This window comes from Nostoc sp. XA010 (genome assembly GCF_020829625.1).
Lineage (GTDB): Bacteria > Cyanobacteriota > Cyanobacteriia > Cyanobacteriales > Nostocaceae > Nostoc.
Genome location: NZ_JAIVFX010000001.1, coordinates 25,225 through 50,114 on the forward strand (window position 1 = coordinate 25,225; position 24,890 = coordinate 50,114).

General features: G+C 41.9%; 20 protein-coding genes. 8 read left to right on the forward strand and 12 right to left on the reverse strand.

The window, feature by feature from the left end; genetic code table 11:
* Positions 1-116 precede the first annotated feature (116 nt).
* Positions 117-428 carry an S-layer protein gene (locus tag LC608_RS00130; protein ID WP_229551604.1) on the forward strand — a complete coding sequence of 104 codons (312 nt, stop codon included), beginning with the start codon at positions 117-119 and terminating at the stop codon, positions 426-428.
* A gap of 120 nt (positions 429-548) precedes the next feature.
* Here the strand turns inward: LC608_RS00130 and aroB are convergent, their stop codons facing one another.
* Entirely contained in the window at positions 549-1,661 is a 1,113-nt protein-coding gene (gene aroB, locus LC608_RS00135) for a 3-dehydroquinate synthase (RefSeq protein ID WP_229551605.1), read from the reverse strand.
* 227 nt (positions 1,662-1,888) lie between these two features.
* On the opposite strand from aroB, the gene petL reads away from it, so the two are divergent.
* The gene (petL, locus tag LC608_RS00140; RefSeq protein WP_109007553.1) at positions 1,889-1,984 is read left to right on the forward strand and encodes a cytochrome b6-f complex subunit PetL; all 96 of its coding nucleotides are present in this window, start codon (positions 1,889-1,891) and stop codon (positions 1,982-1,984) included.
* Positions 1,985-2,065: 81 nt separating this feature from the next.
* On the opposite strand, the gene bioB is transcribed toward petL, so the two are convergent.
* Positions 2,066-3,073, reverse strand: coding sequence for a biotin synthase BioB (bioB, locus tag LC608_RS00145; protein ID WP_229551606.1), 1,008 nt, complete (start codon positions 3,071-3,073; stop codon positions 2,066-2,068).
* A 389-nt stretch (positions 3,074-3,462) separates the two neighbouring features.
* On the opposite strand from bioB, the gene LC608_RS00150 reads away from it, so the two are divergent.
* Positions 3,463-4,038, forward strand: a complete 576-nt coding sequence (locus LC608_RS00150) for a GNAT family N-acetyltransferase (RefSeq protein WP_229551607.1) — start codon at positions 3,463-3,465, stop codon at positions 4,036-4,038.
* A 108-nt stretch (positions 4,039-4,146) separates the two neighbouring features.
* On the opposite strand, the gene LC608_RS00155 is transcribed toward LC608_RS00150, so the two are convergent.
* Positions 4,147-4,818, reverse strand: a complete 672-nt coding sequence (locus tag LC608_RS00155; RefSeq protein WP_229551608.1) for an SMI1/KNR4 family protein — start codon at positions 4,816-4,818, stop codon at positions 4,147-4,149.
* A gap of 122 nt (positions 4,819-4,940) precedes the next feature.
* On the opposite strand from LC608_RS00155, the gene LC608_RS00160 reads away from it, so the two are divergent.
* The gene (locus LC608_RS00160; RefSeq protein ID WP_229551609.1) at positions 4,941-6,419 is read left to right on the forward strand and encodes a YdiU family protein; all 1,479 of its coding nucleotides are present in this window, start codon (positions 4,941-4,943) and stop codon (positions 6,417-6,419) included.
* Positions 6,420-6,630: 211 nt separating this feature from the next.
* Here the strand turns inward: LC608_RS00160 and LC608_RS00165 are convergent, their stop codons facing one another.
* From LC608_RS00165 to smc, 3 genes are all read right to left on the reverse strand, one after another.
* On the reverse strand, positions 6,631-8,355 hold the full coding sequence (locus LC608_RS00165; protein WP_229551610.1) for an ABC transporter ATP-binding protein: 1,725 nt from the start codon (positions 8,353-8,355) through the stop codon (positions 6,631-6,633).
* A gap of 281 nt (positions 8,356-8,636) precedes the next feature.
* The gene (locus tag LC608_RS00170; protein ID WP_229551611.1) at positions 8,637-9,635 is read right to left on the reverse strand and encodes a PRC-barrel domain-containing protein; all 999 of its coding nucleotides are present in this window, start codon (positions 9,633-9,635) and stop codon (positions 8,637-8,639) included.
* A 199-nt stretch (positions 9,636-9,834) separates the two neighbouring features.
* Positions 9,835-13,473 carry a chromosome segregation protein SMC gene (gene smc / locus LC608_RS00175; RefSeq protein ID WP_229551612.1) on the reverse strand — a complete coding sequence of 1,213 codons (3,639 nt, stop codon included), beginning with the start codon at positions 13,471-13,473 and terminating at the stop codon, positions 9,835-9,837.
* Positions 13,474-13,873: 400 nt separating this feature from the next.
* Here smc and LC608_RS00180 point away from each other — a divergent pair, with 400 nt between their 5' ends.
* Positions 13,874-14,182 (forward strand): DUF433 domain-containing protein, encoded by a 309-nt coding sequence (locus tag LC608_RS00180; RefSeq protein WP_229552061.1) that lies wholly within the window; start codon positions 13,874-13,876, stop codon positions 14,180-14,182.
* 227 nt (positions 14,183-14,409) lie between these two features.
* Here the strand turns inward: LC608_RS00180 and LC608_RS00185 are convergent, their stop codons facing one another.
* Positions 14,410-14,883 (reverse strand): BON domain-containing protein, encoded by a 474-nt coding sequence (locus tag LC608_RS00185; protein WP_229551613.1) that lies wholly within the window; start codon positions 14,881-14,883, stop codon positions 14,410-14,412.
* A gap of 467 nt (positions 14,884-15,350) precedes the next feature.
* Between LC608_RS00185 and LC608_RS00190 the strand changes: the two genes are divergently transcribed.
* Both LC608_RS00190 and LC608_RS00195 read left to right on the forward strand, forming a co-directional pair.
* Positions 15,351-16,271, forward strand: coding sequence for a ribonuclease D (locus LC608_RS00190; protein WP_229551614.1), 921 nt, complete (start codon positions 15,351-15,353; stop codon positions 16,269-16,271).
* Positions 16,272-16,630: 359 nt separating this feature from the next.
* Positions 16,631-17,473: a tetratricopeptide repeat protein gene (locus tag LC608_RS00195; protein ID WP_229551615.1), complete on the forward strand. Its 843-nt coding sequence runs from the start codon at positions 16,631-16,633 to the stop codon at positions 17,471-17,473.
* Between the two features lie 100 nt (positions 17,474-17,573).
* On the opposite strand, the gene LC608_RS00200 is transcribed toward LC608_RS00195, so the two are convergent.
* The 5 genes from LC608_RS00200 to LC608_RS00220 all read right to left on the reverse strand — a co-directional run bounded on the left by LC608_RS00200 (position 17,574) and on the right by LC608_RS00220 (position 22,287).
* Complete coding sequence (locus LC608_RS00200) at positions 17,574-19,229, reverse strand: sodium:solute symporter family protein (RefSeq protein ID WP_229551616.1); 1,656 nt, start codon at positions 19,227-19,229, stop codon at positions 17,574-17,576.
* Positions 19,230-19,237: 8 nt separating this feature from the next.
* Positions 19,238-19,492, reverse strand: a complete 255-nt coding sequence (locus LC608_RS00205; protein ID WP_229551617.1) for a DUF4212 domain-containing protein — start codon at positions 19,490-19,492, stop codon at positions 19,238-19,240.
* A 214-nt stretch (positions 19,493-19,706) separates the two neighbouring features.
* The gene (gene xseB, locus LC608_RS00210) at positions 19,707-19,934 is read right to left on the reverse strand and encodes an exodeoxyribonuclease VII small subunit (RefSeq protein ID WP_229551618.1); all 228 of its coding nucleotides are present in this window, start codon (positions 19,932-19,934) and stop codon (positions 19,707-19,709) included.
* 613 nt (positions 19,935-20,547) lie between these two features.
* Entirely contained in the window at positions 20,548-21,813 is a 1,266-nt protein-coding gene (gene xseA / locus LC608_RS00215; protein WP_229551619.1) for an exodeoxyribonuclease VII large subunit, read from the reverse strand.
* A 156-nt stretch (positions 21,814-21,969) separates the two neighbouring features.
* Positions 21,970-22,287 carry a hypothetical protein gene (locus tag LC608_RS00220; protein ID WP_229551620.1) on the reverse strand — a complete coding sequence of 106 codons (318 nt, stop codon included), beginning with the start codon at positions 22,285-22,287 and terminating at the stop codon, positions 21,970-21,972.
* 1,183 nt (positions 22,288-23,470) lie between these two features.
* On the opposite strand from LC608_RS00220, the gene recA reads away from it, so the two are divergent.
* Positions 23,471-24,550, forward strand: coding sequence for a recombinase RecA (recA, locus tag LC608_RS00225; RefSeq protein WP_118170154.1), 1,080 nt, complete (start codon positions 23,471-23,473; stop codon positions 24,548-24,550).
* Positions 24,551-24,890: the final 340 nt, after the last annotated feature.

Genomic DNA, 24,890 nt, shown 5'->3' on the forward strand with positions numbered 1-24,890 from the left:
GTTAGTAATGCTTACCATGTTTTCTAACGCTTAATCTCAGCAAGTTTATTCTAGTTCCTGGGCAACAGCCTGGGAACTAACATAGGGTAGACTTTCATCCCTAGAAAACTTAAATTATGAACTACAAACTTCTAGCAACAGTCGTAGTGCTAGCTACTAGCTTTATAACCCCTGTTAAATCTCAAGAACCTACTACCGACACTCCAGCAAAATCGAATCAAGTTTTGAATGCTTGTGTTCAGAATCAAGCAGAAACTTTACCGAATCCCTTTAGTGATGTGCCAGCAGACCATTGGGCTTTCAAGGCGGTTATGACTATGCACTACTGCGGTGCTTTCCGCAAAGCTACGCCACCAGCTTTATTTCAAAAACTGCAACCAACAAATAGCCAGCAGCAACCGCAGAAAGAACCGCAGCTTCAAAAATAGGGTGTTGCTGACTAAAAATGTAAAAGTTTGAGTAGTAAAAGCCGCCGAGTAAAATTTCGATGGACTTTGAGATGAAGAGAATTGTGGTAAATGTAAAAAGTTTACTATTCTTCAAATTCTTCACATTCCTCGCAAAACTTGCCGAATGATATCTGATGGCACTTCATCGGTAACTGTTACTACACCAATCTCTGTTGGTAAAACGAACCGCACTTTCCCCGCTTTGACTTTCTTATCTAACTGCAAAGCGTCAATAATTGCTTCAATATCTACCCCACTTGGTAACTGAGTCGGTAAACCTGCTTTTTGAATTAAAGCATTTTGACGTTCTGTGTCTTCTTTTTGCCACATTCCCAATTCCACAGCAATTTGACCGGCTGCTACCATGCCAATGGCCACCGCTTCACCGTGATTTACTAGACGATAACCAGTCAAACTTTCCACTGCATGACCGATAGTATGTCCGTAGTTGAGAATTGCCCGCAATCCGCCTTCTTTCTCATCTTTGCTAACAACATCAGCTTTAGCTTGACAAGACCGCACCAATATGGTCTGTATCAGGTCAGATTTTACATAGCGGAGTTGGTCGAGGCGTTTACTTGCTTCCAATTGGGCAAACAATTCGGCATCCCAAATTACACCATATTTAATAACTTCTGCCATTCCTGCGCGAAACTCACGCATAGGAAGAGTTTTTAACACATCTGGGTCAATCAAAACCAAGCGCGGTTGATGGAATGCCCCAATCAAGTTTTTGCCGTGGGGATGATTCACGCCAGTTTTGCCACCAATTGCCGAATCCACCATCGCTAAGAGAGTAGTAGGAACTTGGACAACATTAATGCCGCGCAGCCAAGTTGCGGCTGCAAAGCCAGTCATATCGCCAATTACACCTCCGCCCAAAGCCACCATTGTAGAAGAGCGTTCTAGGCGGTTTTCTAAGGCGATATCGTAAAGTTTTTGGATGGAATTGAGGGTTTTGTAGCGTTCCCCTGGTGGTAGGGTGTAGCTAGCAACTTCAAATCCAGCAGATGTCAGGGATGCGATCGCTCTTTCCCCAAAATGCTTAAAAATAGTAGGATTAGAAACCAGCAATACCTTCTTGCCTAGCTTGAGACTGGCCATCTGTTGACCCAGTTGATCTAAACTCGAAGGTGCGTTAGCGTAGCTCAACGAAGTTATCGCAATCTCATAAGACTGCTCTGGTAAATTCACATTAATTACAGAAGTCATTGCCCAACCCCTAAACAAGCGCCCGTGGGCTGTATTGTATCGCAATCTGGGGAGTGGGGAGTGGGAGATGAGGGAGCAGAGGGAGCAGGGGAAGCAGGGGAAGCAGGGGAGGCAGGGGAAGAAATTGACTAATGTCCAATGACAAAGGACAAAGGACAAATAACTAATGACCAATGACCAATGACTAGTGATTCAATAGATTTAGGAAGTATTGTGGAGAAAAATAAATGTTTGCCATTGCAGCTTACATCGGATTTTTAGCTTTGTTCTTTGGTTTGGCTGTCGGTCTGCTGTTCGGTCTACGGACTGCCAAGATAATTTAACCTAGACTCTTGTGGGGCGGGCATCTTGCCTGCCCTCAGTTTACTAAGGACGGGCGAGACACCCATCCTACAAAAAGATATTTATCCCACAATAGCCGGACTTGCTACCTTCTCTTGCCTTTGGGAAGGCGGACGCATTCCCAAACCAAGTAAATTCAGCATTTCTCGATCGCTATCATAATCTGGACAGGGAGTTGTCACTGTCAACATTTTGTTGTCGTCGCTAGAAAAGATAGAATTGGCTCCTGCCATAAAGCAGAAAGCTTGTTCAACTTGAGAAAGTCTAGCCCTACCTGCACTAAGACGCACATCAGAAGCTGGCATTAAAATTCTGGCTGTGGCAATCATCCGCACAATATCCCAAATGGGGACATCAGGCTGATTTTCTAAGGGTGTGCCCGGTACTTGTGAAAGAATATTAATTGGTACTGACTCTGGATGTGGATGTAAGTTTGCCAGAGTTTGTAACATCCCAACCCGGTCATCGACAGTTTCGCCCAAACCGAGGATACCGCCGGAACAGACAGTAACATTTGTCTGACGGACATTCTCAATTGTGTTCAAGCGATCGCTATAAGTTCTCGTGGTAATAATTGTGCTGTAATATTCCTGCGAGGTATCTAAGTTATGGTTGTAGGCGTAAAGTCCCGCTTCTTCCAATTTCCTGGCTTGATTTGCTGTCAACATACCTAGAGTGCAGCACACTTCTAAACCCATTGCGGTTACATCCTTGACCATTTCTAGGACTTCCTCAAATTGTGAGTTATCCCGGACTTCGCGCCAAGCAGCACCCATGCAGATGCGACTAACACCAGTTTCTTTCGCTTTCTGAGCGATATTAACTACCGTTTCCTTTTGTAGGAGTGCTTCCGCCTTTACCTCTGTTTTATAGCGGGAAGATTGGGCACAGTAGCTGCAATCTTCTGGGCAACCTCCTGTTTTGATAGATATAAGCTTACAAACTTGTATTTTTGTTGGGTCATGATATTGGCGATGCACGCTAGCAGCTTGATAAATCAGCTCTAGCAATGGCGTGTTGTATATCGCCCGAATCTCTAATTCCTGCCAATCGTAGCGTATTCCCACCACATCACTATCCTTCTTGTAAACTGGGTTAAATCTTGAGCTGTTTTTTGGTTGAATTTCCTGCGGTACAGCGTTTGGGCAAAGCGATTTTATCGAAGTTATGCCGCGTACTGTGCTTTATCACCCATTGGCTCTCAATCCTTGCGCTCTAGATATTAGACATCAGCTTATCAAGATTTTGGTGGAATGGCAGATTCACAGCCAAAATACTCAGCCTATCTGTTGCAAGTAAAGCGAAAGCATCACGTTTTCGCCAAAGAAGCCATACCTACACCACTGATTATCTAAGTGAAAAAAGAATACAACTCATCTTGCTGCTGCTAAACCACGGTATGAGAGAATTTAAAATCTAGAGAATGTTTTAGGAACAGATCCCGCCGATTAAGTAATTTATGATATCCGAACTGCCACTAATTACAAGCGATCGCCTGTTCTTACGAGCGGCTATCCATGAAGATATACCCCAAATTCTCAAATACTTCATTCATCACAAAACCTATCTCACTCCATTTTATCCTGTTTGGGTTGATGGGTTTTTCACCCAAGAGTATTGGCAGTATCAGATAGAGAACAATTTCCTGGAATTTATTAATGGTCAATCGTTAAAGCTATTTATCTTTACTAAAAAAAATCCTACCGTAATTATTGGAACTGTAAATTTTAGTAATTTTATCCGAGGAGCCGCTCATTTTTGCTATGTGGGATATAGCCTTGCTGAAAGTAAACAAGGTAAAGGATATATGACAGAAGGGTTAAAATCCGCCATTCAATATCTTTTTCAAGAATTAAATTTTCACCGAGTTATGGCTAATTATATGCCTCACAATCGGCGCAGTGGCAATGTACTCAAAAGACTCGGTTTTGCCATTGAAGGATATGCTAGAGATTATTTGTTAATTAATGGGCAATGGGAAGATCATATTATGACAAGTCTGATCAATCCTAATTGGCAAGCACCTAATTTTTAAAATCATCCTTAATTGAAGTATTATATTTATAAATCCCGAACTAACTCTAGCTCATATATTTTTCAATATGGTGTGGTGTTTAGCCTAAAATAAATAAGGAATTACGAATTACGAAGACTGACGTATTTGATCCAAACTTCGGTTGAGCCAGTCTTCATACCACTCATAAAAACTTAAAGGCTGCTCCTCATCGCTATTTGGATAAGAATCATCAGGGTTGATGTCATGAAAAGCATGGCAAAAACTCAAACAAGCAGGATATATTCCATTATCATTAGTGCGGTCATCTATCCAGATTTTTCCTGACTGCTCACCAGTAACAACTAACATCGCATAAATTCCACAACCATAATTTGTAATGGGAAGAGTACCCTGGATAAATTTATCATCGAAGTAGTCATCATTGTTGGTAACAAAATCTGTATTATTCTTAACAATTAAATCCAAATCATTCCATGCTTTTGTGAAAGGAAATGGTTTAGAGAGAATTTCGTAGTTCTCAGGGTATACTTTTTCTGAGATCACATCTTCAGATTCAATTCCCGATAGTCCAGATAAGCCGTATCCTGGCCCTGCACCACCATTACCAATTTCTAAGAGAAAGTTTCGATATTCACTTGGTAGCGTAATATTATATCTAGATTCAAACACCTGAATATCCTTGTTACTCAAGCAAGGTTTAAATTGATATTGGTGTGATTCTGAGCCAAAAACCTCAAATGTAGCGTCTAAAATAGCTAATTGAGTTAAGTTTTTCTTTAATTGCAAAACTTTATCCATTATGCGCTCTAGATTTTGATGGTGGCGCTGCCATATTTTAGATATGGGTCGCTTTTTGCGTCTATGCTGATGCCAAAGCCAGAGCTAGTATTAAGGGAAGAATGAATTAAGCTTTGCTCGTAATGACTCTGGCTGAAACTCCGAACTACAAAAATTCTAGCAATCCTTTTCTCTCCCTCAACTACGAAAGCGCCTTGGAATCTCTAGGCGACGACTACTACGACGAGGTTGCAGCAGAGGAATTTCCTCAACACCTGTTGCGTTGGCGTAACGATGCGCTACTACCCCGCTTGGGTTTAGACCCCCAAGTAGTCAAAGACGAAGATTTTATCACAGCTTTTGGCAAATTTCAGGGGCGTAAACCCTTGCTGGCGCTGCGTTACCACGGCTATCAATTTGGTCAATATAACAGACAGTTAGGTGATGGTAGAGGCTTCCTCTACGGGCAAGTACGCGCCACTGATGGCGAATTGTACGATTTTGGCACAAAAGGCTCTGGGAGAACACCTTACTCCCGTGGTGGCGATGGTATGCTGACGCTCAAAGGTGGGGTGCGGGAAGTTCTGGCTGCGGAAGCACTACACCACTTGGGTGTACGTACCTCGCGCTGTCTGAGCATGATTGAAACAGGTTTACCCCTCTGGCGAGGCGATGAACCTTCGCCTACCCGCTCATCTGTGATGATTAGGATGAGCAGTTCTCATATTCGGTTTGGCACTTTTGAGCGACTGCACTTTTTCCAGCGTCCAGATTTAACTAAGAAGTTATTAGACCACGTAATTGAGCAGTATTATCGACACTTAAGTGCTGAACAAAATAAATATGTCTTGTTTTACGCCGAATTAGTGAAACGAGTTGCAGAACTAGTAGCGCAGTGGATGGCGGCTGGCTTTTGTCATGCAGTCCTAAATACTGACAATATGTCGATTACCGGAGAGAGTTTTGACTATGGCCCTTACGCATTTATCCCGACTTATGACCCATCCTTTATAGCTGCATATTTCGACTATTCTGGACGCTACTGTTACGGTAATCAACCAATTATTTGCCAGTTAAATTTAGAAATGCTCCAGGAACCTTTAAAGGCGATTATCGATAAAGGCGAAATGGAAGCTGGATTGGCAATGTTTGCTGAGTATTATCAAGCTGAATACAGTTCTTTGATGTTGAAAAAATTAGGTTTTGAGGATTTGCCACATCCAGAAGCACTGAAACTGTTGAATCTAACGATTGAATTTTTGAAAGATAGTCAAGTTGGTTATCACCAGTTTTTTTATGAAATGGCTCGGACTTTTTCATCGAAATGGCGAGATGATCCAGGTTTTGTGATGAATGGTTCAGATATTGTGCCAGTACCGGGTGCGTCAGGATTTTTTGATGATTGGTGCATACTGTATCATAAAATTTTGAATGATTTGGAGAGCGATGTCTACGACGGGCTACGCCTACGCATTGATGGAATTGCCCAAACTCTAGCTGTTAATAATCCGAAAACGGCATTATTAAGACCTGTGATTGAATCTATTTGGGAAGCAATTGCTCAGGAAGATAACTGGCAACCTTTTTATGAGTTAATCAAGGCAATTCAGTCTAGGGGGTAGTTAAAGTCAGATAGTTGTGTTTACTGACATCCCGCCCGGAACTGAAGTTCCAGGCTGATAGCTTAAGTCCACTCAAGTGGACTAGAATCATCTATTCAGTCCGCGTTTACAGGACTTTAGCTATTAGCCTTGGAATTCTATTCCGAGGCGGGATAGTAACAAAGTGAGGATTGTCGAATGTGGGTAATAAGCTCATAAGTCTTTAATCTGCCTAACTAAACTGCTGGGCATAAAACCGCGCATAGCGACGTTCTAAGGCTAATAATTCTTCATGGGTTCCCGATTCGACAATTTGCCCCTGTTCGAGAACTAAAATGCGATCGCACCGCCTAACTGTCGATAAATGGTGAGCAATAATAAACACCGTCCGTTTTTCCATCAGTCTTTCCAGCGCTTCCTGTACCAGTGCTTCTGACTCAGAATCGAATGCTGATGTCGCTTCATCCAGAATCAATATTTGGGGATTGAGCAGAACAGCACGAGCGATCGCAATTCTTTGTCTTTGTCCACCTGATAAGTTTACCCCACGTTCACCCACCCAAGTCTGATAACCTTCTGGTAGTTGGCTAATAAACTGATGGGCATTAGCAATTTTCGCCGCTTCTTTAACTGCTTCCATGTCAAAAACATCTTGCCCAAAGGCGATATTTTGGGCAATTGTCCCGGAAAACATAATGGTTTCTTGAGGAACAATCCCAATTTGTCGCCGCAGACTATGCAGCTTGACATCTCGAATATCAACACCGTCAATTAATATTTGACCAACTTCGGGATCGTAAAAACGGGGTAGAAGATTAACAAATGTGGTTTTACCAGCACCAGAAGCACCCACAAGAGCGATCGCTTCACCTGGGGATACTAATAAACTGATATCTTTTAATACAGGTTCACCCGGTTTATAGGCGAAGGAAATATGACGATATTCTATTTTGCCTTTGACTGGGGGGAGAGCGATCGCATTTATCTTTTCGATCACCGTCGGCTGAATTGCCATCAATTCAAAAACACGGTCAACAGATGCTTCACGCTGCTTAAATTCGTTGTAATTATTAGTAGTATGACCAATGGGATCAATTAACAGCGCCGCCGCCGCCAGATAGCTGAAAAAATTCGCTACTGTTAAGTTATTTTGGGAAATTTGCCACGCTCCCACAATGAGTAACGATAACGCACTTAAGGCTTCCAGAAATCCGATGATGGGAATCTGAATTGCTTTGAGGCGTTCGGCTGAGTATTTGGCTTTGAGACTGCGTTCTGCTTCATGGCCAAAGCGGGCGATTTCGTAATTTTCGGCTGCAAAAGCCTGTACCAAACGAATACCATTGAAAACTTCCGCGAGGATAGCTGATAAACCCGATACGCGATTTTGACTTTTTAAAGAATATTTGCGTAACCGTTCACCAAACCAGCCAACTAAAATACCCATCAGTGGTGCAACTATCACCGTTGCTAGCGTTAGTTGCCAATTCAGGTAAATCATGTAAATCGGAATTGCTAGCAACTGCAAAATGCAGGGGATAAAGTCGTGAAATACTTTATTTACAACTTCGCCAACGCGGTCAACATCTTCAGTGAGGCGGTAAGATAAATCACCTGCTTTTGCCGTTTCAAAATAGCTGAGATTTAGCTTTTGGAGATGTGTGTACACTTGCTGACGGAGATGAAAAGCAATTCTTAAAGCAGCTTTTGCCATGTACATATCTTGTATAGACTGAAACAAGCCTCTAACAAGAAATACTAAAGCACAACTGCCAGTTATTTGAGCGATCGCTACTACATTACCTTGGGCAAAAGGAGTTGCCAATTTACCGGCAACATTTATCAACACTAATGTCGCCAGAACGTATCCCAAAATACTAATAAGTCCCTTGGTGATGGTTCGCCACTGGAGCCGGATATAAGGCAGCAGTTGCCAGTAATTAGAACGCGTTTTCAAGCTCGAAAGTCCACAACGATATTTTCCTTTGTTTGACGCTAGCAGTTTTTGGTGAGTTTCTGAACAGTTAACTAATTAGTTACAAACTGTTTTAGCGTTGATCCTAGAGTTAACTAGTTCATAAGTACTAGATAGATCCATTGTAGAAAACTGGCTCTAACCTCGCTAAAATCAGAAATATCTAAAAAATTAGCCCTCTCCTTGCTTGCAAGGAAAGGGCTGAACTTATCGGAGAAATACTTCCTAATTTTCTAGTTGAATTACGAATTACGAATTACGAATTAATATCCGCCTTCTTCTTCGTATTCTGGCTGTCTTTCCTTAACTTTCTTGGGAATATTCACGGGTTTCGGCGCATCTTCCCAAGCATCACCGTCTACATCGTCATAATCATCGTATTCATCAACATAAGGCTTCTTGCTATAGGGCTGGGCATCATACTTTAGCGGCTGCGGTTGTTGATACCTGTCGCTGCCTGTTGCCTCGCTCCAGTTATCTTCTTCCTCGTCTTCTTCGTATTGAATAGATTCATACTGCCGCGCTTTCATTACCTGACGCTGTGGCCTTTCTTCTTCCACATAGTCTTCTGTCCATTCCTCTTCCCGCGCTACGGGTTCAGGGGCGCGAACTTTTTGCCTGGGTGGCTGCAATGGCACTCCACTAGGCAGTTGATTGGCTGGTGCAACTGTACGCGGTGGAGTATAGCCGTATTCTTCTTCTATATCTCGCTCCCAAGGTGCTTTGCCAATACCCAAACGCTCTAGTAAACCAACTGTCAACTGGTTTACCCGTTCTTCGGCTCCCTCAAACACAATCAACCGATTGGGGCCAGTGCTGACAATTTCATCCACTGAGAACTCGTAAGTACTCAGAAATTGATCGGGAATTTGGGGCAATCCTAAAGAAGCAATAACTATGGAGTTAAGCTTCCCGGTTTCGCCGTTGAACTTGAAGCCCCGAACTTTGCCTAAGACTTCACCTGTTTCTGTAATTACTTCCCAGTTAATTAGATTACTGAGAGATTCAACTTCGATATCTTCAATTACATCTTCGTTATCAACCAGGATGACATCACCAATCTGGCTGATGTTGTTGAGGTACATATAGCGCGGTATGCCCGAAATGGAGATCAGGCTGTCTCGCAAACCAAGAGCCACAACCTCTCGTTGATCTATATCAACCCAGACTTGACTGATGATGCCTAGCCGCTTGCCGTTGTCGCGGGTAATCACCTGGGTATTTAATATGTCGGAACGCCTAATTATCTGTTCAGAGGTCATTCTATACCGAGTCCTGATCTCGAATCCGGTTTAACGCGATGTGCAACTTATTCTTAGAACCCTTCTCCAAACCTCTCTGCCTGTGGGGGAGAGGCTTTAATTTTTGCTCTCTTTCCGTGGTAGGGAAGGGTTTGGCGGTTAGGTTTGAGAGAAACTCGCACATTACGTGGTTTATCTATACACTATTATTAACAAAAACTCAAGCAGATGTATTGGATGATTGTAACTTAATCCCCAAAACTTGAGTGTAAGCTCCTCGTGCTTGAGTAACGCCAATTGTGCGTTCGGCTGATTCTATCATCGGACGACGCAAACTCACAACTATAAATTGCGCTTGTTGTGACTGTTGTTTAATCATTTTAGCTAATCGCTCTACGTTTGCCCCATCTAGGAACATATCTACTTCGTCAAAGGCGTAAAATGGCGATGGACGGTAGCGTTGCAGGGCAAAGATAAAGCTCAAGGCTGTAAGTGATTTTTCTCCCCCAGACATGGAAGCTAGGCGCTGTACTGGTTTACCTTTGGGATGTGCGACTAAATTTAGCCCACTACTAAAGGGATCTTCAGGATTTTCAAGTTGCAAGAAGCCGTCACCGTCTGAAAGAATGGCAAAAATTGATTGAAAGTTTTCGTTAACAGCATCAAAAGCTTCTTTAAAGGCAAGTTGCCGCAATGTGGTAAAGTTTTCAATCCGCAAAAGTAGTTCGGTGCGTTCCCCTTCTAGTGTCTCTAATTTTTGCGTCAGTTCTTGGAGACGGTTTTGAGTGCGTTCGTATTCTTCCAACGCCAGCATATTAACAGGTTCCATTGCCTGTAAACGTTTGGTAAGCGATCGCAATTCTTTTTGCAATTCTTCTAAATCTACCTTATCTGGAACTTCCGGCAAAGGATTTGGTAATTCTGCTCCCACATCTCGCAACTGAGTTCGCAGTGCAATTAGTTCTTCCCGCCGCTTCTCTTGGGTTTCTTTGAGTTTTTGGATTTCCCATTGCAATTGTTGTTGGCGCAAAAGGTGCGATCGCACTTCTAGTTCTGTAGCATCGCGTTTTTGTTTCTCTTCTCCCAAATTTTGCTCCATTTGATTTAACGATAAACGGGTTTGGGTGATTTGCTCGTCTATCGTTGTGATTTCTGTGGAGACGCGATAAATCGCGTCTCTACAAGAGATTTGTTGGGTTTCGTATTCGGTGATTCGCGTTTCTGCTTCTTGGATTTTTTCTTGTAAACGTTGTTGCTGATTTTCTAAATTTTTTAATCTTTGTTCAGCTTCGCGTAATGCCGTTTCCCGTTGTTGCAATTGTTGCTCTTGAATTTTAATTGTCGCCTGGATTTGCTGCCATTCGCTGGGAGTTTGGGATGCTTCCAACTCTGCTAAAGCGTGTCGCAATTGTTGCAATTGATTTTCTTGTCCAGGTAATTCCCGCTCCAAAATTTCTAATCGGGATTGAGCAGTGGCTAATTTTTCGCTGTTTTGGGCGAGTTGCGATCGCGTCCCCTCTAATTGCGCTGTCAAATTCTTAATATCTTTTTGCAACTGTTCCAATTGCAACTGCTGTTCGCGTCGCGCCTGACGCGCTTCTGTGAGTTCTTGGGTGAGTTTTTTGGTTCTGGCTGACAAAGTAGCGATCGCTTCTGTACAACGCTCTAAAACCCGCTCAATGTCCACCAAGCGATTTTTTAAAGCGATCGCTTCATCAGATTCTGCGGCTTCCGCATTGCCAAACCGCAACGCCGAACGCTGGGTATTGCTACCACCAGTCATTGCACCACTGGTTTCTAAGAGTTCCCCGTCTAAGGTGACGATGCGATATAATCCTAAATTTTTCCGCGCCGTCTCCAGGTTGGCGAATACCACCGTGTTACCGAAAACATAGCTAAATACATCTTTGTAACGGCGATCGCAATCGACTAAATTAACAGCATAATTAACGAAACCGCTAGCAAAACGCAGTGTTGCATCTTGAGTAAATTTGGGAGCGTGAATTTTATTCAGGGGTAAAAAAGTCGCTCTCCCTGCACGTTTCTGTTTGAGCAATTCAATCCCTGCGGCGGCGATGCTGTCATCTTCCACCACAATATGTCCCAAACGTCCACCGGCAGCCATTTCTAAAGCTAGTTGATGACGGGGTTCCACCTTTGCTAACTGCACAACTAAACCACAAAGTCCAGGCATTCCGGATTGTAAAATGACTTTACTGGCTTGAGTTCCTTGGACTTCTTGCTGTGCCTGCGCTTGCGCCTCTATTTTATCCAACTGACGTTGTTTTTCTCGTTGTTCAAAAAGTAACCGTTTTTGAGTTTCCTGTTGGATTTGCAGTTCTTGTTCTGTAGCTGAGAGATTTTGGGCTAAATTTTGGATGGGTTCGCTAGAGGCGTTAAATTCCGTTTCAATTTGACTACACTCAGTTTGTTTTTGGGCTAATAGCGGTTCGTCGCGTTCAATTAACTGGGTTTGTTCTTGGATTAACTGCTGTAACTGATTATTGCGTTCCCTGAGTTGTGCTTGTTCGGTACGTTGAGGTTCTAGAGTTTGCAGTAAAGTTTCAATTTGACGGTTGAATGCCGTTTGTTGCTGCACCCACGCTTCCGAAGCCGAGGCGATTTCTGCGGCTGCTTCGCGGGAAGTTTCTAAAGCTTGCTGTGCCTCATCCCTTTGCTGCTGACAGTAGACAATAGATTGTCCCTCTACAACTTGTGTTTTGGCAATTTCTTCAAGGGAATGACGGTATTTTTGAGTTTCTTGCTGAGTTTGAGTCAGACGTTTGGCAGTTTCTTGAGAAGCTGTTTCTAATTCCGTTAGCTGACGCTGGAGTTGTTTCCGTTCTGCTTCTTGGGTGGCGAGGGTAGATTGTACTGCCAAAAGTTCATCTTCTCCCAATGCTTTTACATGAGCATTGAGTTGTTCAAGTTCAGCCGTTTTTTGGACGATTTCGGAATTTAGGTTTGTGAGTTGGGTAGTGAGTTCATTAAAATTACGATCACCTGTTTGAATTTCGTGAACTAACTTTTCTTGTTGTGCTTGTAGCGATCGCCATGATAAAACAGCTTCCCAGGATTGTTTCGCTAGAAATTCTGTGCGGAGTTTTTGATATTTCTCAGCTTTAGCACGATCTTGAGAAAGGCGATCGCGCTGTGCAGTTAATTCCGTCTCAATAATCCGACAGCTATCTTCTTTTTCCTTTACCTCATCTAAAGTTGATTTGGCTTGGACAATCTTGCGATCAAATGCAGCCACCCCAGCCAATTCATCAATAATTTCCCGCCGTTCTCGCGCATTCATCGAGATTATGCTGGTGACATCCCCTTGCAGCACCACGTTATAGCCTTCAGGATAAACCCGCAGGTTACTTAGTTGTTCATGCAATTCCGTCAGCGTGCAAGGTACACCATTGATATAGTAATTCGATGTGTAAGTACCTTGGTGAGTGACTCGCAGCCTTCTAGTAACACTCCATTCTGCCGATTTTGGATTTTGGATTTTGGATTTTGGATTTTCTTCCCCTGCTTCCCCTGCTTCCTCAACTTCCCCTGCTGCATCACTCTGCGCTGCGACTTTGGGTGAGTCCTCTCCTGACAAATCAAACGTTACCGTGACGCTAGCTTCAATAGAAGCTCGTCCTTTAGAGGTTTGGGTGTTATTTACCAAATCCGGGAGGCGATCGGCTCGCATTCCCTTAGAACTGGAGAGTCCGAGGCAAAATAGCAGTGCATCTAGAATATTAGACTTACCCGAACCATTTGGCCCAGATATGACAGTACACCCCGGTAGCAAAGGGACTGAGGTAGTGCCACCGAAGGATTTGAAGTTCGTAAGTTCCACGCGCTTGATATGCACCATAGGCGCTGGTCACTGGGCTAATGAAGAACAAGTGTATCAACTAATTAAAAATTCGCAAGAGGGTAGGGGGAAAATTAGAGATTTTCACACCACAGAGACAAGAGAGAGGCAAAGAGGGTAGGAGAATCGTGGTTTAGAGAAAAAACAATACTGCTAAAGTTAGCACAAGCACGAGATTTCATTGCAGGCGTTCAGAAGCAACTATATCAAATCATTCCAGTTTTAATTGACATAACTAACTGCCAGGACGATCACCTAATGTAGCAAGTTGTTGGCAAAGCGATCGCTATCAGTTTATTACAAGAATATTTTACAAGTATGTAAGATGATTTTAGGGGTAAATATAATAAAGTAAATTATGCAACTATAAGATTACTTCGACTTTCAGCGTCCTGATGATATTCGACTCAAAGGTACAAGAGTAGGAATTGAAACTATACTCTATGATTTTATCCATCGGTGTCGGACTCCAGAGGAAATTTCCCAAAGTTATCCATCAGTAACTTTAGAGCAAGTATATGCAACTATTCTTTATTACCTGCATAACAAGGAAACAGTCAGTGCTTACATAGCTAATTGGCTAGAACATAGTCACCGAATGCGAGAAGAACAGCGATGCAATCCACCGCCAGTTGTAACCAAATTGCTAAAACTGAAAGCTGAAAGAGAAGCAATGAAAAAAATGCATTACTCTCAAATATCTTCTTGATGAAAATGTTGATAAAGTCTACAACCGTCAATTTGTCCAGCGACTAAAACTGACGTAAGTTGGATTGAGGAACTAAATCCAACATTATCAAATCTTTGGGGCGTGACTACTAATTAACTCACCCTTATTTAAGCAAAAAAACAGGACTTACGCAGATGTAAGTCCTGTTTAAATTTTATGACGATGTAAGCTGATTCCACCGTTAACTGAGAGCTTCAGTTATTCTTTTATGGCATTTTTACAGCTTCAACTTTTGCTTCTATCTTCACTGTCTTCACACCTTGAACTTCTTTAGCCAAGGTTTCAGCTTTCTGGAGTTCTTCAGCAGAAGTTGCTGTGCCTTTGAGGATAATTTCACCCTCTTTATTTTCAACTTCTAACTTATTGCCTGGTAAGCCTTTATTCAACTTTTCGCTAACTTCAGTTTTCAAGTTGCTTTTAGCTTTTGTTGCTGCCGTTTTTTCAGAATCGGTTTTAACTTTAGTATCTGTACTAACTGCTAAAGGAGTTGTTTGTGTTCCGGGAATTTTGGCAATAAATTTATCCGCAGTTTGATTTATCTGAGAAGCTGGTGTTGCTGGTGCTTGAGCGGCTTCATTAGTAGTACTAGAACTTTCTGAACCAGTTTTAGTAGCCTCTTGGCAGCCAAAAGTACCAACTACCAAAATGCTACTAACTAGCAATAGAATTAGCTTTTTCATTATCTTCTCCGAATTGAATACTAGAAGCGATTAATTGAGGTGTGTGATTGTGAGGAGCAGATGTTAAAAAGCAATTAAATGTGAAGTAGCAAAAGTTCCCAAGCAATTGCTCAGGTTACTGGAAATTGAAACTTAGACATTTCTTAAGGCTAAGATTTTGCAGCCATTTCTCAGAAGCGCTAATCCAATTTTCCTGACGGTTGCTAACCAGGATGCGTCTACATACAGTCTGTAACTCTCTATGAATTTAATGTAGATGCCCAGTAGCTCTTTCAGTGGTAGACTATGCAGCCTTGCAGTAGTGACTCGATGTTATCAGATTTAAGTCAGTTTGGCGATATCTAAGCCTATGCAACTAAAAACTTCAGCATTTTTGCAATTTTGTGGCAGCAAAATTACCAACAAAATGTTACTTTAGAAAACTATGGCTTACTTACAATGCCCCAAATATCAGGAAATATTAGCCAATGCCATACCTTACTTCCGCCCGCGAAATTAGTGCCATTGTCGCTGAATATACCAGCGCTAAAACGCTGTGGATAGATACAGAAGTTGCTGATTATAAAAGCCGTAATCCCCGACTATCGCTGATTCAGGTATTAGATGATCCCAAAGATATGAGTGGCGATCGCGTCTACCTTTTAGATGCCCTAGATCAGCCTAATATTATAGCTGAATTTATTGAAAAAATTATGATCAATTCTGACATTGAAAAAGTTTTTCACAACGCTAGTTATGATCTAAAATTTCTCGGTAACAAGAAAGCCAAAAATATTACTTGTACTTTAGATATGGCAAAAAAAATTCCCTACTATCTTTTACCTTTACCTAATTACCAACTCAAAACCATAGCTACATCACTTTGTAGCTTTAACAATATTGAGAAACAAGAACAAACAAGCGATTGGGGAAAACGCCCCCTGACTGAAGAACAGATAGAATATGCTTACTTAGATTGTATTTATCTGGCTCAAATCCATTCAAATTTATTAGATTTAGAAGCCCAAGCCAGCCCCGATCCTGCAACGGAAGACTTAATATCACTAAGTAGCAGATATTCGCAACTTGAGCAACAATGCAAGTTGTTAAATTCAGAATCTGAGCATTTACAAGAACGCATGAAAAAAGCCATGCAAATTCAGAATATATCTGAAACTGCCTATTACAAACTGACTAGTTATGAACGTACTACAGTCAAAGCTACTTTTACAGAATTAGCAAGGCTAGCGCAAAATGAAGGTATTAATTTAGATTTCCCAATCACACTCACTCAGAAACTCCAAAAAGACTTAGGGCAAAATCTGGAACAACTTTCTGTAGATATTGAAAAAACCACCTCTTGGCGGCTAAATTCCAAAACTCAAGAAAATGATATTGAGGATGATTAAATTGTTTAGTTGGCTACAAATGCCAGATTTTCTAGAGTTAGTATTTAGAATAAATCTTAATATTATTTTTCTCAAAAAGTATTCTAAAAAACACGATAAACACTAGGTTACTGCTCATAAAGCCATTGTCAAAAATTACAGAGATGAAAATAGCACAGAGCCAAAATGACAAGTTTTATACTTTATCTTTTATGATTTTTCATTACTATAAATATTAAATAAATTTATTGAAGTTCAGGGAAATTTATAAATTAGTTTTACATGTCTATCCAAAGTTAAAATAACTATTGAGTTAAAGAATTAAAATATAGGTTTTGGTAGTAATTACGTTCAGATGTTATGGCAGCTTATATTAAATTATGAAACGGCGTTTATTTAAACAAAAGCGAACAAAGGTAAATCAAGTATTTACCATAGCTATTTTTACTACATTGACTGCAATTAGCAGTGTTTCTTGTAGTAAGAATGAAAATGTTTTGGTAACAGAAATAGGAGTAAGTCAACCTAGCCGTCGTTCAGCTACAGCATCCATTGGTGGGGAATTTTATCTTCAAGGAAAGAATCAGCATTTAAACGGCGATTTACAAGCTGCGATCGCTTCTTATGGTAAGGCAATTGCTCAAAACTCTCAATATGGCGCTGCCTACAACGGCCGGGGATTAGTCTACTTTGATTTGGGAGACAAGGAAAAAGCGATCGCAGATTACAATCAAGCACTTAGCATCAACCCTAACGACGCGGAAGCCTATAATAACCTGGGAAATGCCCGCGCCTCACTAGGAAATAACAGAGAAGCAGTAAAAGATTACAGTGAAGCGATTCGCCTGAATCCCAATTATGCCGAAGCCTACAATAACCGAGGAAATGCCCACGCCGCCTTGGGAGAAAAAAGAGGCGCGCTAGATGATTTTGACCAAGCAATTCTCCTCAACCCCAAATATGCGATCGCCTATAATAACCGAGGAAATGCCCGTGCTGCCAATGGAGAGCCACAGGGTGCGATTGAAGATTACAATCAAGCCATTCGCCTCAACCCTAACTTTGCCGCGGCCTATAATAACCGGGGAAATGCCCGTGCCACCAATGGAGACAAGCAGGGAGCGCTCAAGGACTTACAACAAGCAGCAAGCATTTTTCAAAGTCAAGGTAACAACGACTTATATGAACAAGTGATGAAAAATATTAAAGAACTTGGGCAGTAGGGAGTGGGGAGTGGGGAGTGGGGAGCAGGGGGAGCAGGGGAGGCAGGGGAGGCAGGGGAAGAAATAAGCAATGAATGCCCCATGCCCTATTCCCTATTCCCTATTCTTCAATAATCGGGCTGCGGAGGTCTTCTACCAGCGCTTGAATTTCTGCTGGAGGAGGTGGCGTTAGGCGCGAAACTACTAGGGTGACAGCGAAGTTGATTAGCATACCCAAAGTACCAATTCCTTCGGGAGAAACCCCAAAAAACCAGGGTTGCATACCCCCAAACTTGACGCCGATAATGTAGATTATCGTAAAAATTAAACCCGTCAACATGCCGGCGATCGCACCTTCAGAATTGGTACGCTTGTCGAAAATCCCCAGAAAAATCACCGGAAAGAAACTAGCGGCGGCTAAACCGAAGGCAAAAGCTACCACTTCACTCACAAATCCCGGCGGATTCACCCCAAAATATCCAGCGAGGACGAGGGAAAAGCCTACCATGATCCGCCCGATAAACACCCGTTTTTGTTCTGAGGCTGATGAATCTATGATGCGGTAGTAAATATCGTGGGCGATGGAACTGGAAATTACCAGCAATAAACCTGATGCTGTAGACAAAGCAGCAGCCAAACCGCCAGCCGCTACCAAGCCAATTACCCACGGAGGCAGGTTAGCTACCTCTGGGGTAGAAAGCACAATGATATCTCGGTCAATCTTGATTTCATTGGTGTCTTTATTTGGTGTTAACTGGAGACGCCCATCTTTATTTATGTCATCAAAAGCCAACAGTTTAGTTTTTTCCCACTTGGCCGCCCAGTCTAGCTGCTGCACTTCTGCAACTGTATGATTGTGCAGGGAATCGATCAGGTTGTAGCGGGCAAACATAGAGAGAGCTGGAGCAGTCGTATAAAGAATGGCAATAAATAGTAGTGCCCAACCAGCAGAAAAGCGAGCTGCACGTACACTTTTTACTGTGTAAAACCTGACAATTATATGGGGTAAGCCAGCCGTGCCTACCATCAAAGCAATGGTAGTAAACAGTACATCTAGCATCGACTTGTTCACAAATGGCTCAGTATACGGCTTAAACCCCAGGTCAACCTGGATTTTATTGAGTTTGTCAGCAATATCACTGAAGGTAAATGCTAGCTGAGGAACAGGATTACCAGTAAGAAACCAGGCGAGCGCGATCGCTGGAATCAGGTAAGCAAAAATCAACACACAGTATTGTGCTACTTGTGTCCAGGTAATGCCTTTCATCCCCCCCAACACAGAGAAAAAGCCGACAATCACCATACCGATGATTACGCCTGTATTGATATCTACTTGTAGGAAGCGGCTAAAAACAATGCCCACGCCCCGCATTTGTCCAGCAACGTAGGTGAGGGAGACGAAAATGGCTGCAACTACTGCCACCAGACGAGCGATATTAGAGTAGTAGCGATCGCCTACGAAATCTGGCACCGTATACTTACCAAATTTCCGTAAGTAGGGAGCTAGTAATAATGCTAGCAGTACATAGCCGCCAGTCCACCCCATTAAATAAATAGAACCATCGTAGCCCAAAAAAGAAATCAGCCCCGCCATTGAAATAAACGATGCTGCGGACATCCAATCGGCGGCGGTAGCCGCACCATTAGCAATTGAAGGTATCCCTTGGCCTGCTATAAAGAAGTCTTTACTATTTTCGACTCGTGATTGCCAACCAATATAAATGTAGGCAAGGAAGGAAAGTCCAACTAATACAATAGTCCAAATTTCAACTGACACGGTTTTCCTCACTTCTTAATATTGTATTTTTGGTCTAACTTGTCCATTTGAAAGGCATAAATGAAAATTAAGGCCACAAATACCAGGATTGATCCCTGTTGCGCCATCCAAAAGCCAAAGGGTACGCCAAAAAACCGTATCGCATTCAAAGGTTGAACCAACAAAATACTAAAAACTAGAGAAACCAATGCCCAGACAATTAAAAGATTACGAATTAAAGCAGTATTAGCACGCCAATAAGAACGGCGCTGATTCTCATCCATCGTTGTTCATCATCATTGCGTTAGTGCATCAAAATAATACCAATAAGCCGTTAATATCCTGCTTAATAACTGTATTAATTTTTAAATTATTTAGTAAATAATATTTACCACTTGAGTAATAAATGCAACTAAGTAAATGAGATGTATCTTAACTTATTCATGTCCGCTTGATTACTTATAAAACCCGAAGAACCCCACCAGATGGTTCTCGCTCCTACTCATCGCTTAAGGTTTCAATCAACAACTCTACCTGTTGCTGTCGTTGCTGCAAAAAACTTTCGCACTGACGCAAATACTCAACAGCACTTGCAAATTGCTCAAACACAGCTTCCAAATCCAACTCACCCGCTTCAATGCGAGCAATAATTCCCTCTATTTCAGCAACCTTTGCCTCATAATTCCAACCTTCCTCAGAACTAGAAGCATTCTTACGTTTAACCATCAACCTCTCTGTGTCCTTTGCCTCTGGAGCGGTTCGTTTACCGAAAAATTGGGTCTAGAGCTACGTTCTTCTAGCACGGCTTTTGTTCTATTAACGATCGAAAAAACTCCCTTATAATATCTGTTTTGGTTCGCTAAGATTTTTTCCATATCGCTCAAAAGCTAACATCTCTTAAGAGGGAAACTCTAACGTGTAACTGTTTTTTAAGCATTTAGTGTAGCACATTGGTACACTAATTATAGTGGAAAGGTAATCAACCACTTAAAAAACCTTGTTGTCGAAAGACGCCTGAACCTTCTCCCAAAGGGAGAGGCTTCGCCAAGACAATTAAATCTATGCGGTTCTACTGCATTGTTCTAGTTTCCTCCTAGCAGTAGGTAAAAGATTTATACCGAGCGTGACGACTCAGAATTTTGAGACTATTTGTTTCAAACTAAACAGGACTTGCACGGCAGTTGCTTCTCCCAAGGGGAGACGCTACGCGAACAAGTCGGCATAGCCGCTCAACGCACTGCCTCAGCAATGCAACTACCGAGGGGCACTCGGAAAGTTAACGCTTGGGGAGAGTCTCACCTCTGGCTTAGATGACGCAAGGACTCTAAGTTAAGTGATCTCATTGAGCCAAGAATCCCCGTCGATTTATCGCGGGGAGTGTCAATTCCATAACCTTCACTTTAACCCCACCCTGCCCCAACTGAATCAACAAATCTTCTCCCACAGTCAACTCCGCAGCAGAACGAGCGATCGCCCCATCTTCTTGCCTCACCACCGCATAACCACGCTGTAACACCGCTTTCGGGTCAAGACTAGCTAACTTTTGCCGCAACAACTCTAAATGCTGCGTTGCTTGCTGCGATCGCCCCGTCGTAATTTGCACCAAATGCTGACGCTTCCAAGCTAACTTGTCCATCTCCAGCTGCACTTGCCGATCTAACCGCAAACGTCGCAAACGATTTCGTAATACTTCCAGTTTATTAAGAGCAGTTTTTCCAGAGTCATATATCGCTTCATGTAAAGCCACAACTCGTCCCCGATGCTCAGTATACAACTCTGAAAGTGATGGCACAACCATTTCTGCTGCCGCAGTTGGTGTATGCACACAAGCATCTGCAACTAAATCTGCTAAAGATTCATCTCGTTGATGACCGATACCAGTAATTACAGGGATAGAACAAGTAGCAAGCGATCGCACTACTCGTTCATCATTAAAACAAGCCAACTCTTCCACCGCGCCACCACCCCGCGATAAAATTAGCACTTCGGCGCGTCCATCTCTTTCCACTCGCTCAATTGCCTTAACGATAGATTCAGGCGCTTGCTCACCTTGTACTGTTGCGGGAGAAAATAAAACCTGTAAACCTGGATACCTTTGTCTGAGAGTTTTTTGAATATCACCCCAAGCAGCCGCAGTGGGTGAAGTGACAACAGCGATTGTTTGGGGGTGAGTTGGGAGCGATCGCTTTCTTTGCGCGTCGAACAACCCCTCAGCCAGCAAGCGATTTTTGAGTTGTTGATAGCGCAACGCCTGTAAACCAACACCAGCAGGTAGAGTCTGCCAAACTGATAACTGATACTCTCCCCGTTGCGGATACAGGCGAATACTGCCCAAAATGATTATCTGCTCACCGGGAACTGGTATCTGGGCGAGTTTTGGCAATTGGCTATTCCATACCACACATTTAATTCCGGCGGTGCGATCGGTATCTTGCAGCGTAAAAAATAAACCACTGCGATGATGGTTAGCGCTGGAAACTTCGCCAGTTACCCAAACTTGGCGTAATTGTTCATCTTGCTCTAACAGCAAGCGGATATAGTCAGTTAATCCAGAAACTGAAAGTGCAGTATCGAGAATTAGAGAGTCGGGAAGGTCAAAAGTCATCAAAGATGCGCGGGAGCAAAAACCTAATCAAATCTTAGCAAATAACGTTAATTATTTTTTTTGTGTTGAATTATAAAATTGGAAATACCCCAAAGTTAAATGGATAAGACCCTGACAAATTTTACATTTTTGTACATTTATTTCTTAACGCATCCTTTATATAAATCTCGCTTTTTTTATTTGTATTAAAGTCTTGTGCGATGAATGAATTTCCTGATTTACTGTACGAATAGTCAAATACTGAAAATGATTGCTAGATATAATCTCATTTAGAATATTATGAATTGCTTCTTCTGTTTGTAAATTAGTTACAAATTTTTGAAATAATTTTGATACATCTTTGTAGCTTTTTTGAACAGACCTATATTTTAAATAAATTTGCTGAATCAAATAATCATATTTTATGAGGCATTCTTCAAACTGTTCTCGTACTTTAATGAAGTCATTGATTTTTTGTCTTTTATCAAGTTCCATTACAAAATCAACTACAGCGAGTAAGGATAATGTTCTATGTCGTCCAGGGTAAGCGCATCTCAAACCCTATTGACACGGTAGTTTTGAGGTTCACCTAAAGCACAAATAAGTTCAAAATTACTACACTGAGCCAAGGGGTGGGATTGACATTCTCGTATTTATGTGGTCAAAAAACATAAAAACCGATTTGACCGATGTTTTTTCAATCATTTACAACAATTCGTCCTATTTTGAATGAAAAATTGATATTTAGATAGAGTTTAAAACTTCTTGTCTGTATCAAGAGCTACAAAATTAGATGCGCTTACCCTGCTATGTCGTCCCTCTTTTGAGTAAAAGTATATAACTGGATGTAACCCCAAAGATGAGGAATTATTACTATTTAATCTATACACAATCTTTCTGGTCTTCTTTAAAATCTGTATTGTTGCTTCACCAGTTAAATCACCATTAATTCCTTTATTTATTAAAATCTAGATTGTTAACAAAATTCACAAAATCTAAAATTATTCATTAGTTTCTCTTTGAAAATCAGGTTTTCTGATGTTTGAAAAGAAGAATGAGTCTATTTAAAGGTCTTCAATAGAAATTGTTTCTTTTTTCTTACCTAGATTAATATTTTCTTCTACATCAAAATCTTCTCGTGGAATCAGAGCATCTAGATTAACTTTAGCCATGATGTTTTCCCCTGTATTGGTACAATTATACGTCAAGCTCATAGTCAGCAAGTACGACTGAACATAATAGCCTCTCAAAGCTGAAAGTCACTTCAAGCATTGTAAATCCCTTTACTACTACCCTAAAAGCTTTCTATATCTAACCCCGACCCGATGAAGCTGCTGTAGATGATATGATAATTGCCATAGCGATCGCCCCTAAATTGAGCAACCTCCGCAAATGCTCACGAGTCTGGTTCTACTGACAGTGTTGTTTCGGTAATTTATTTTTTCTTTGAAAGCCCTTGCTTACCCAGCCAAAAAAAGCTATCTCTGAATGCTAGTTGGTATCATTGTGCAAGACTACCCTAATATGGTAGCGATCGAGTTACGATCTTGTTACACCCCTTTTTTGATTTGAGAAGTCCTATTCCAGAATTTTCTGGTTAAAATAGTATATCTGTTCTACTCAAACTTCCAGAGCAACACTCCTTAAAACCATATATTTAGAGGCATTAGAGGCAGGAATGGCTATCAACACGGATACTTCTGGCAAGCAAAAAGCGCTGACTATGGTGCTTAACCAGATTGAGCGCAGCTTTGGTAAAGGAGCAATCATGCGCCTGGGCGATGCCACCCGGATGCGGGTGGAGACAATTTCTAGTGGGGCGCTCACCCTAGATTTAGCATTGGGCGGTGGTTTACCCAAAGGGCGGGTAATTGAAATTTATGGGCCGGAAAGTTCCGGGAAGACTACAGTAGCGCTACATGCGCTCGCCGAAGTGCAAAGAAATGGAGGTATTGCAGCCTTTGTTGATGCAGAACACGCCCTTGATCCCACTTATGCTGCGGCATTGGGTGTAGATATTGACAATTTGCTGATTTCCCAACCTGACACAGGTGAATCAGCTTTGGAGATTGTCGATCAGCTTGTTCGCTCTGCTGCGGTTGATATTGTAGTCATTGACTCAGTAGCAGCACTGGTTCCCCGTGCTGAAATTGAAGGCGATATGGGTGACACCCACGTTGGCCTGCAAGCGCGGTTAATGAGCCAAGCCCTGCGTAAAATTACTGGCAACATTGGTAAATCTGGTTGTACAGTAATTTTCATTAACCAGTTGCGCCAAAAAATCGGTGTTACTTACGGTAGCCCAGAAACTACCACTGGCGGTAACGCATTGAAATTTTACGCTTCGGTGCGCTTAGATATTCGCCGAATTCAAACCTTGAAAAAAGGTACAGATGAATATGGTAATCGCGTTAAAGTCAAAGTTGCCAAAAATAAAGTAGCGCCGCCTTTCAGAATAGCGGAATTTGACATTATTTTTGGTAAAGGTATTTCTACCTTGGGTTGTGTTGTTGACTTAGCAGAAGAAACTGGCATTATTGTCCGCAAAGGAGCTTGGTATAGTTACAACGGCGATAATATCTCTCAAGGACGAGACAACGCCATTAAGTATCTAGAAGAAAAGCCCGAATTTGCTGACGAAATTAAGAAACTGGTGCGGGAAAAGCTAGATAAAGGTGCTGTTGTTTCTGCTAACTCTGTAGCTAAAGCCAGTGAAGAGGATGAAGAGGAAGAAGTGGATTTAGAGCCAGAAGAATAAGGAATGCGGATTTATCTGCAACTTTAATATGCAGTGGGTTACATAGACAGCTAACCCACGTTTTATAGCAAGCCTTAGAGAATGATTGCCACTATATGACGAGCAATCATTTTATTTTTATGGCGTTTGTCCTTAGAATCAGTTAAAAGATGGGACACAAAAATTTTATGTCGTGCCCCTGCAAATTGTGTATACTTCACGCAATTAAAAATTGCTATAATTTTCAATTTTTTAGTTGAGATTCTATGGTATTTGTCTGCTAAAAAAGCGGTCTAAAATTTCTGATTTCTGTTCTGAACTGAAGTTGTCATACCAATGTTCAAACTTCTCAACTAATCCA

Coding starts and splice junctions, on each gene's coding strand:
- LC608_RS00155 (WP_229551608.1), bottom strand. CDS start 4,818: ATGGATAAAGTTTTGCAATTAAAGAAAAACTTAACTCAATTAGCTATT.
- xseB (WP_229551618.1), bottom strand. CDS start 19,934: ATGGTTAAACGTAAGAATGCTTCTAGTTCTGAGGAAGGTTGGAATTAT.
- petL (WP_109007553.1), top strand. CDS start 1,889: ATGTTTGCCATTGCAGCTTACATCGGATTTTTAGCTTTGTTCTTTGGT.
- LC608_RS00130 (WP_229551604.1), top strand. CDS start 117: ATGAACTACAAACTTCTAGCAACAGTCGTAGTGCTAGCTACTAGCTTT.
- LC608_RS00185 (WP_229551613.1), bottom strand. CDS start 14,883: ATGAAAAAGCTAATTCTATTGCTAGTTAGTAGCATTTTGGTAGTTGGT.
- aroB (WP_229551605.1), bottom strand. CDS start 1,661: ATGACTTCTGTAATTAATGTGAATTTACCAGAGCAGTCTTATGAGATT.
- LC608_RS00160 (WP_229551609.1), top strand. CDS start 4,941: ATGACTCTGGCTGAAACTCCGAACTACAAAAATTCTAGCAATCCTTTT.
- xseA (WP_229551619.1), bottom strand. CDS start 21,813: ATGACTTTTGACCTTCCCGACTCTCTAATTCTCGATACTGCACTTTCA.
- LC608_RS00190 (WP_229551614.1), top strand. CDS start 15,351: ATGCCATACCTTACTTCCGCCCGCGAAATTAGTGCCATTGTCGCTGAA.
- LC608_RS00170 (WP_229551611.1), bottom strand. CDS start 9,635: ATGACCTCTGAACAGATAATTAGGCGTTCCGACATATTAAATACCCAG.
- LC608_RS00220 (WP_229551620.1), bottom strand. CDS start 22,287: ATGGAACTTGATAAAAGACAAAAAATCAATGACTTCATTAAAGTACGA.
- LC608_RS00205 (WP_229551617.1), bottom strand. CDS start 19,492: ATGGATGAGAATCAGCGCCGTTCTTATTGGCGTGCTAATACTGCTTTA.
- LC608_RS00195 (WP_229551615.1), top strand. CDS start 16,631: ATGAAACGGCGTTTATTTAAACAAAAGCGAACAAAGGTAAATCAAGTA.
- smc (WP_229551612.1), bottom strand. CDS start 13,473: ATGGTGCATATCAAGCGCGTGGAACTTACGAACTTCAAATCCTTCGGT.
- recA (WP_118170154.1), top strand. CDS start 23,471: ATGGCTATCAACACGGATACTTCTGGCAAGCAAAAAGCGCTGACTATG.
- LC608_RS00150 (WP_229551607.1), top strand. CDS start 3,463: ATGATATCCGAACTGCCACTAATTACAAGCGATCGCCTGTTCTTACGA.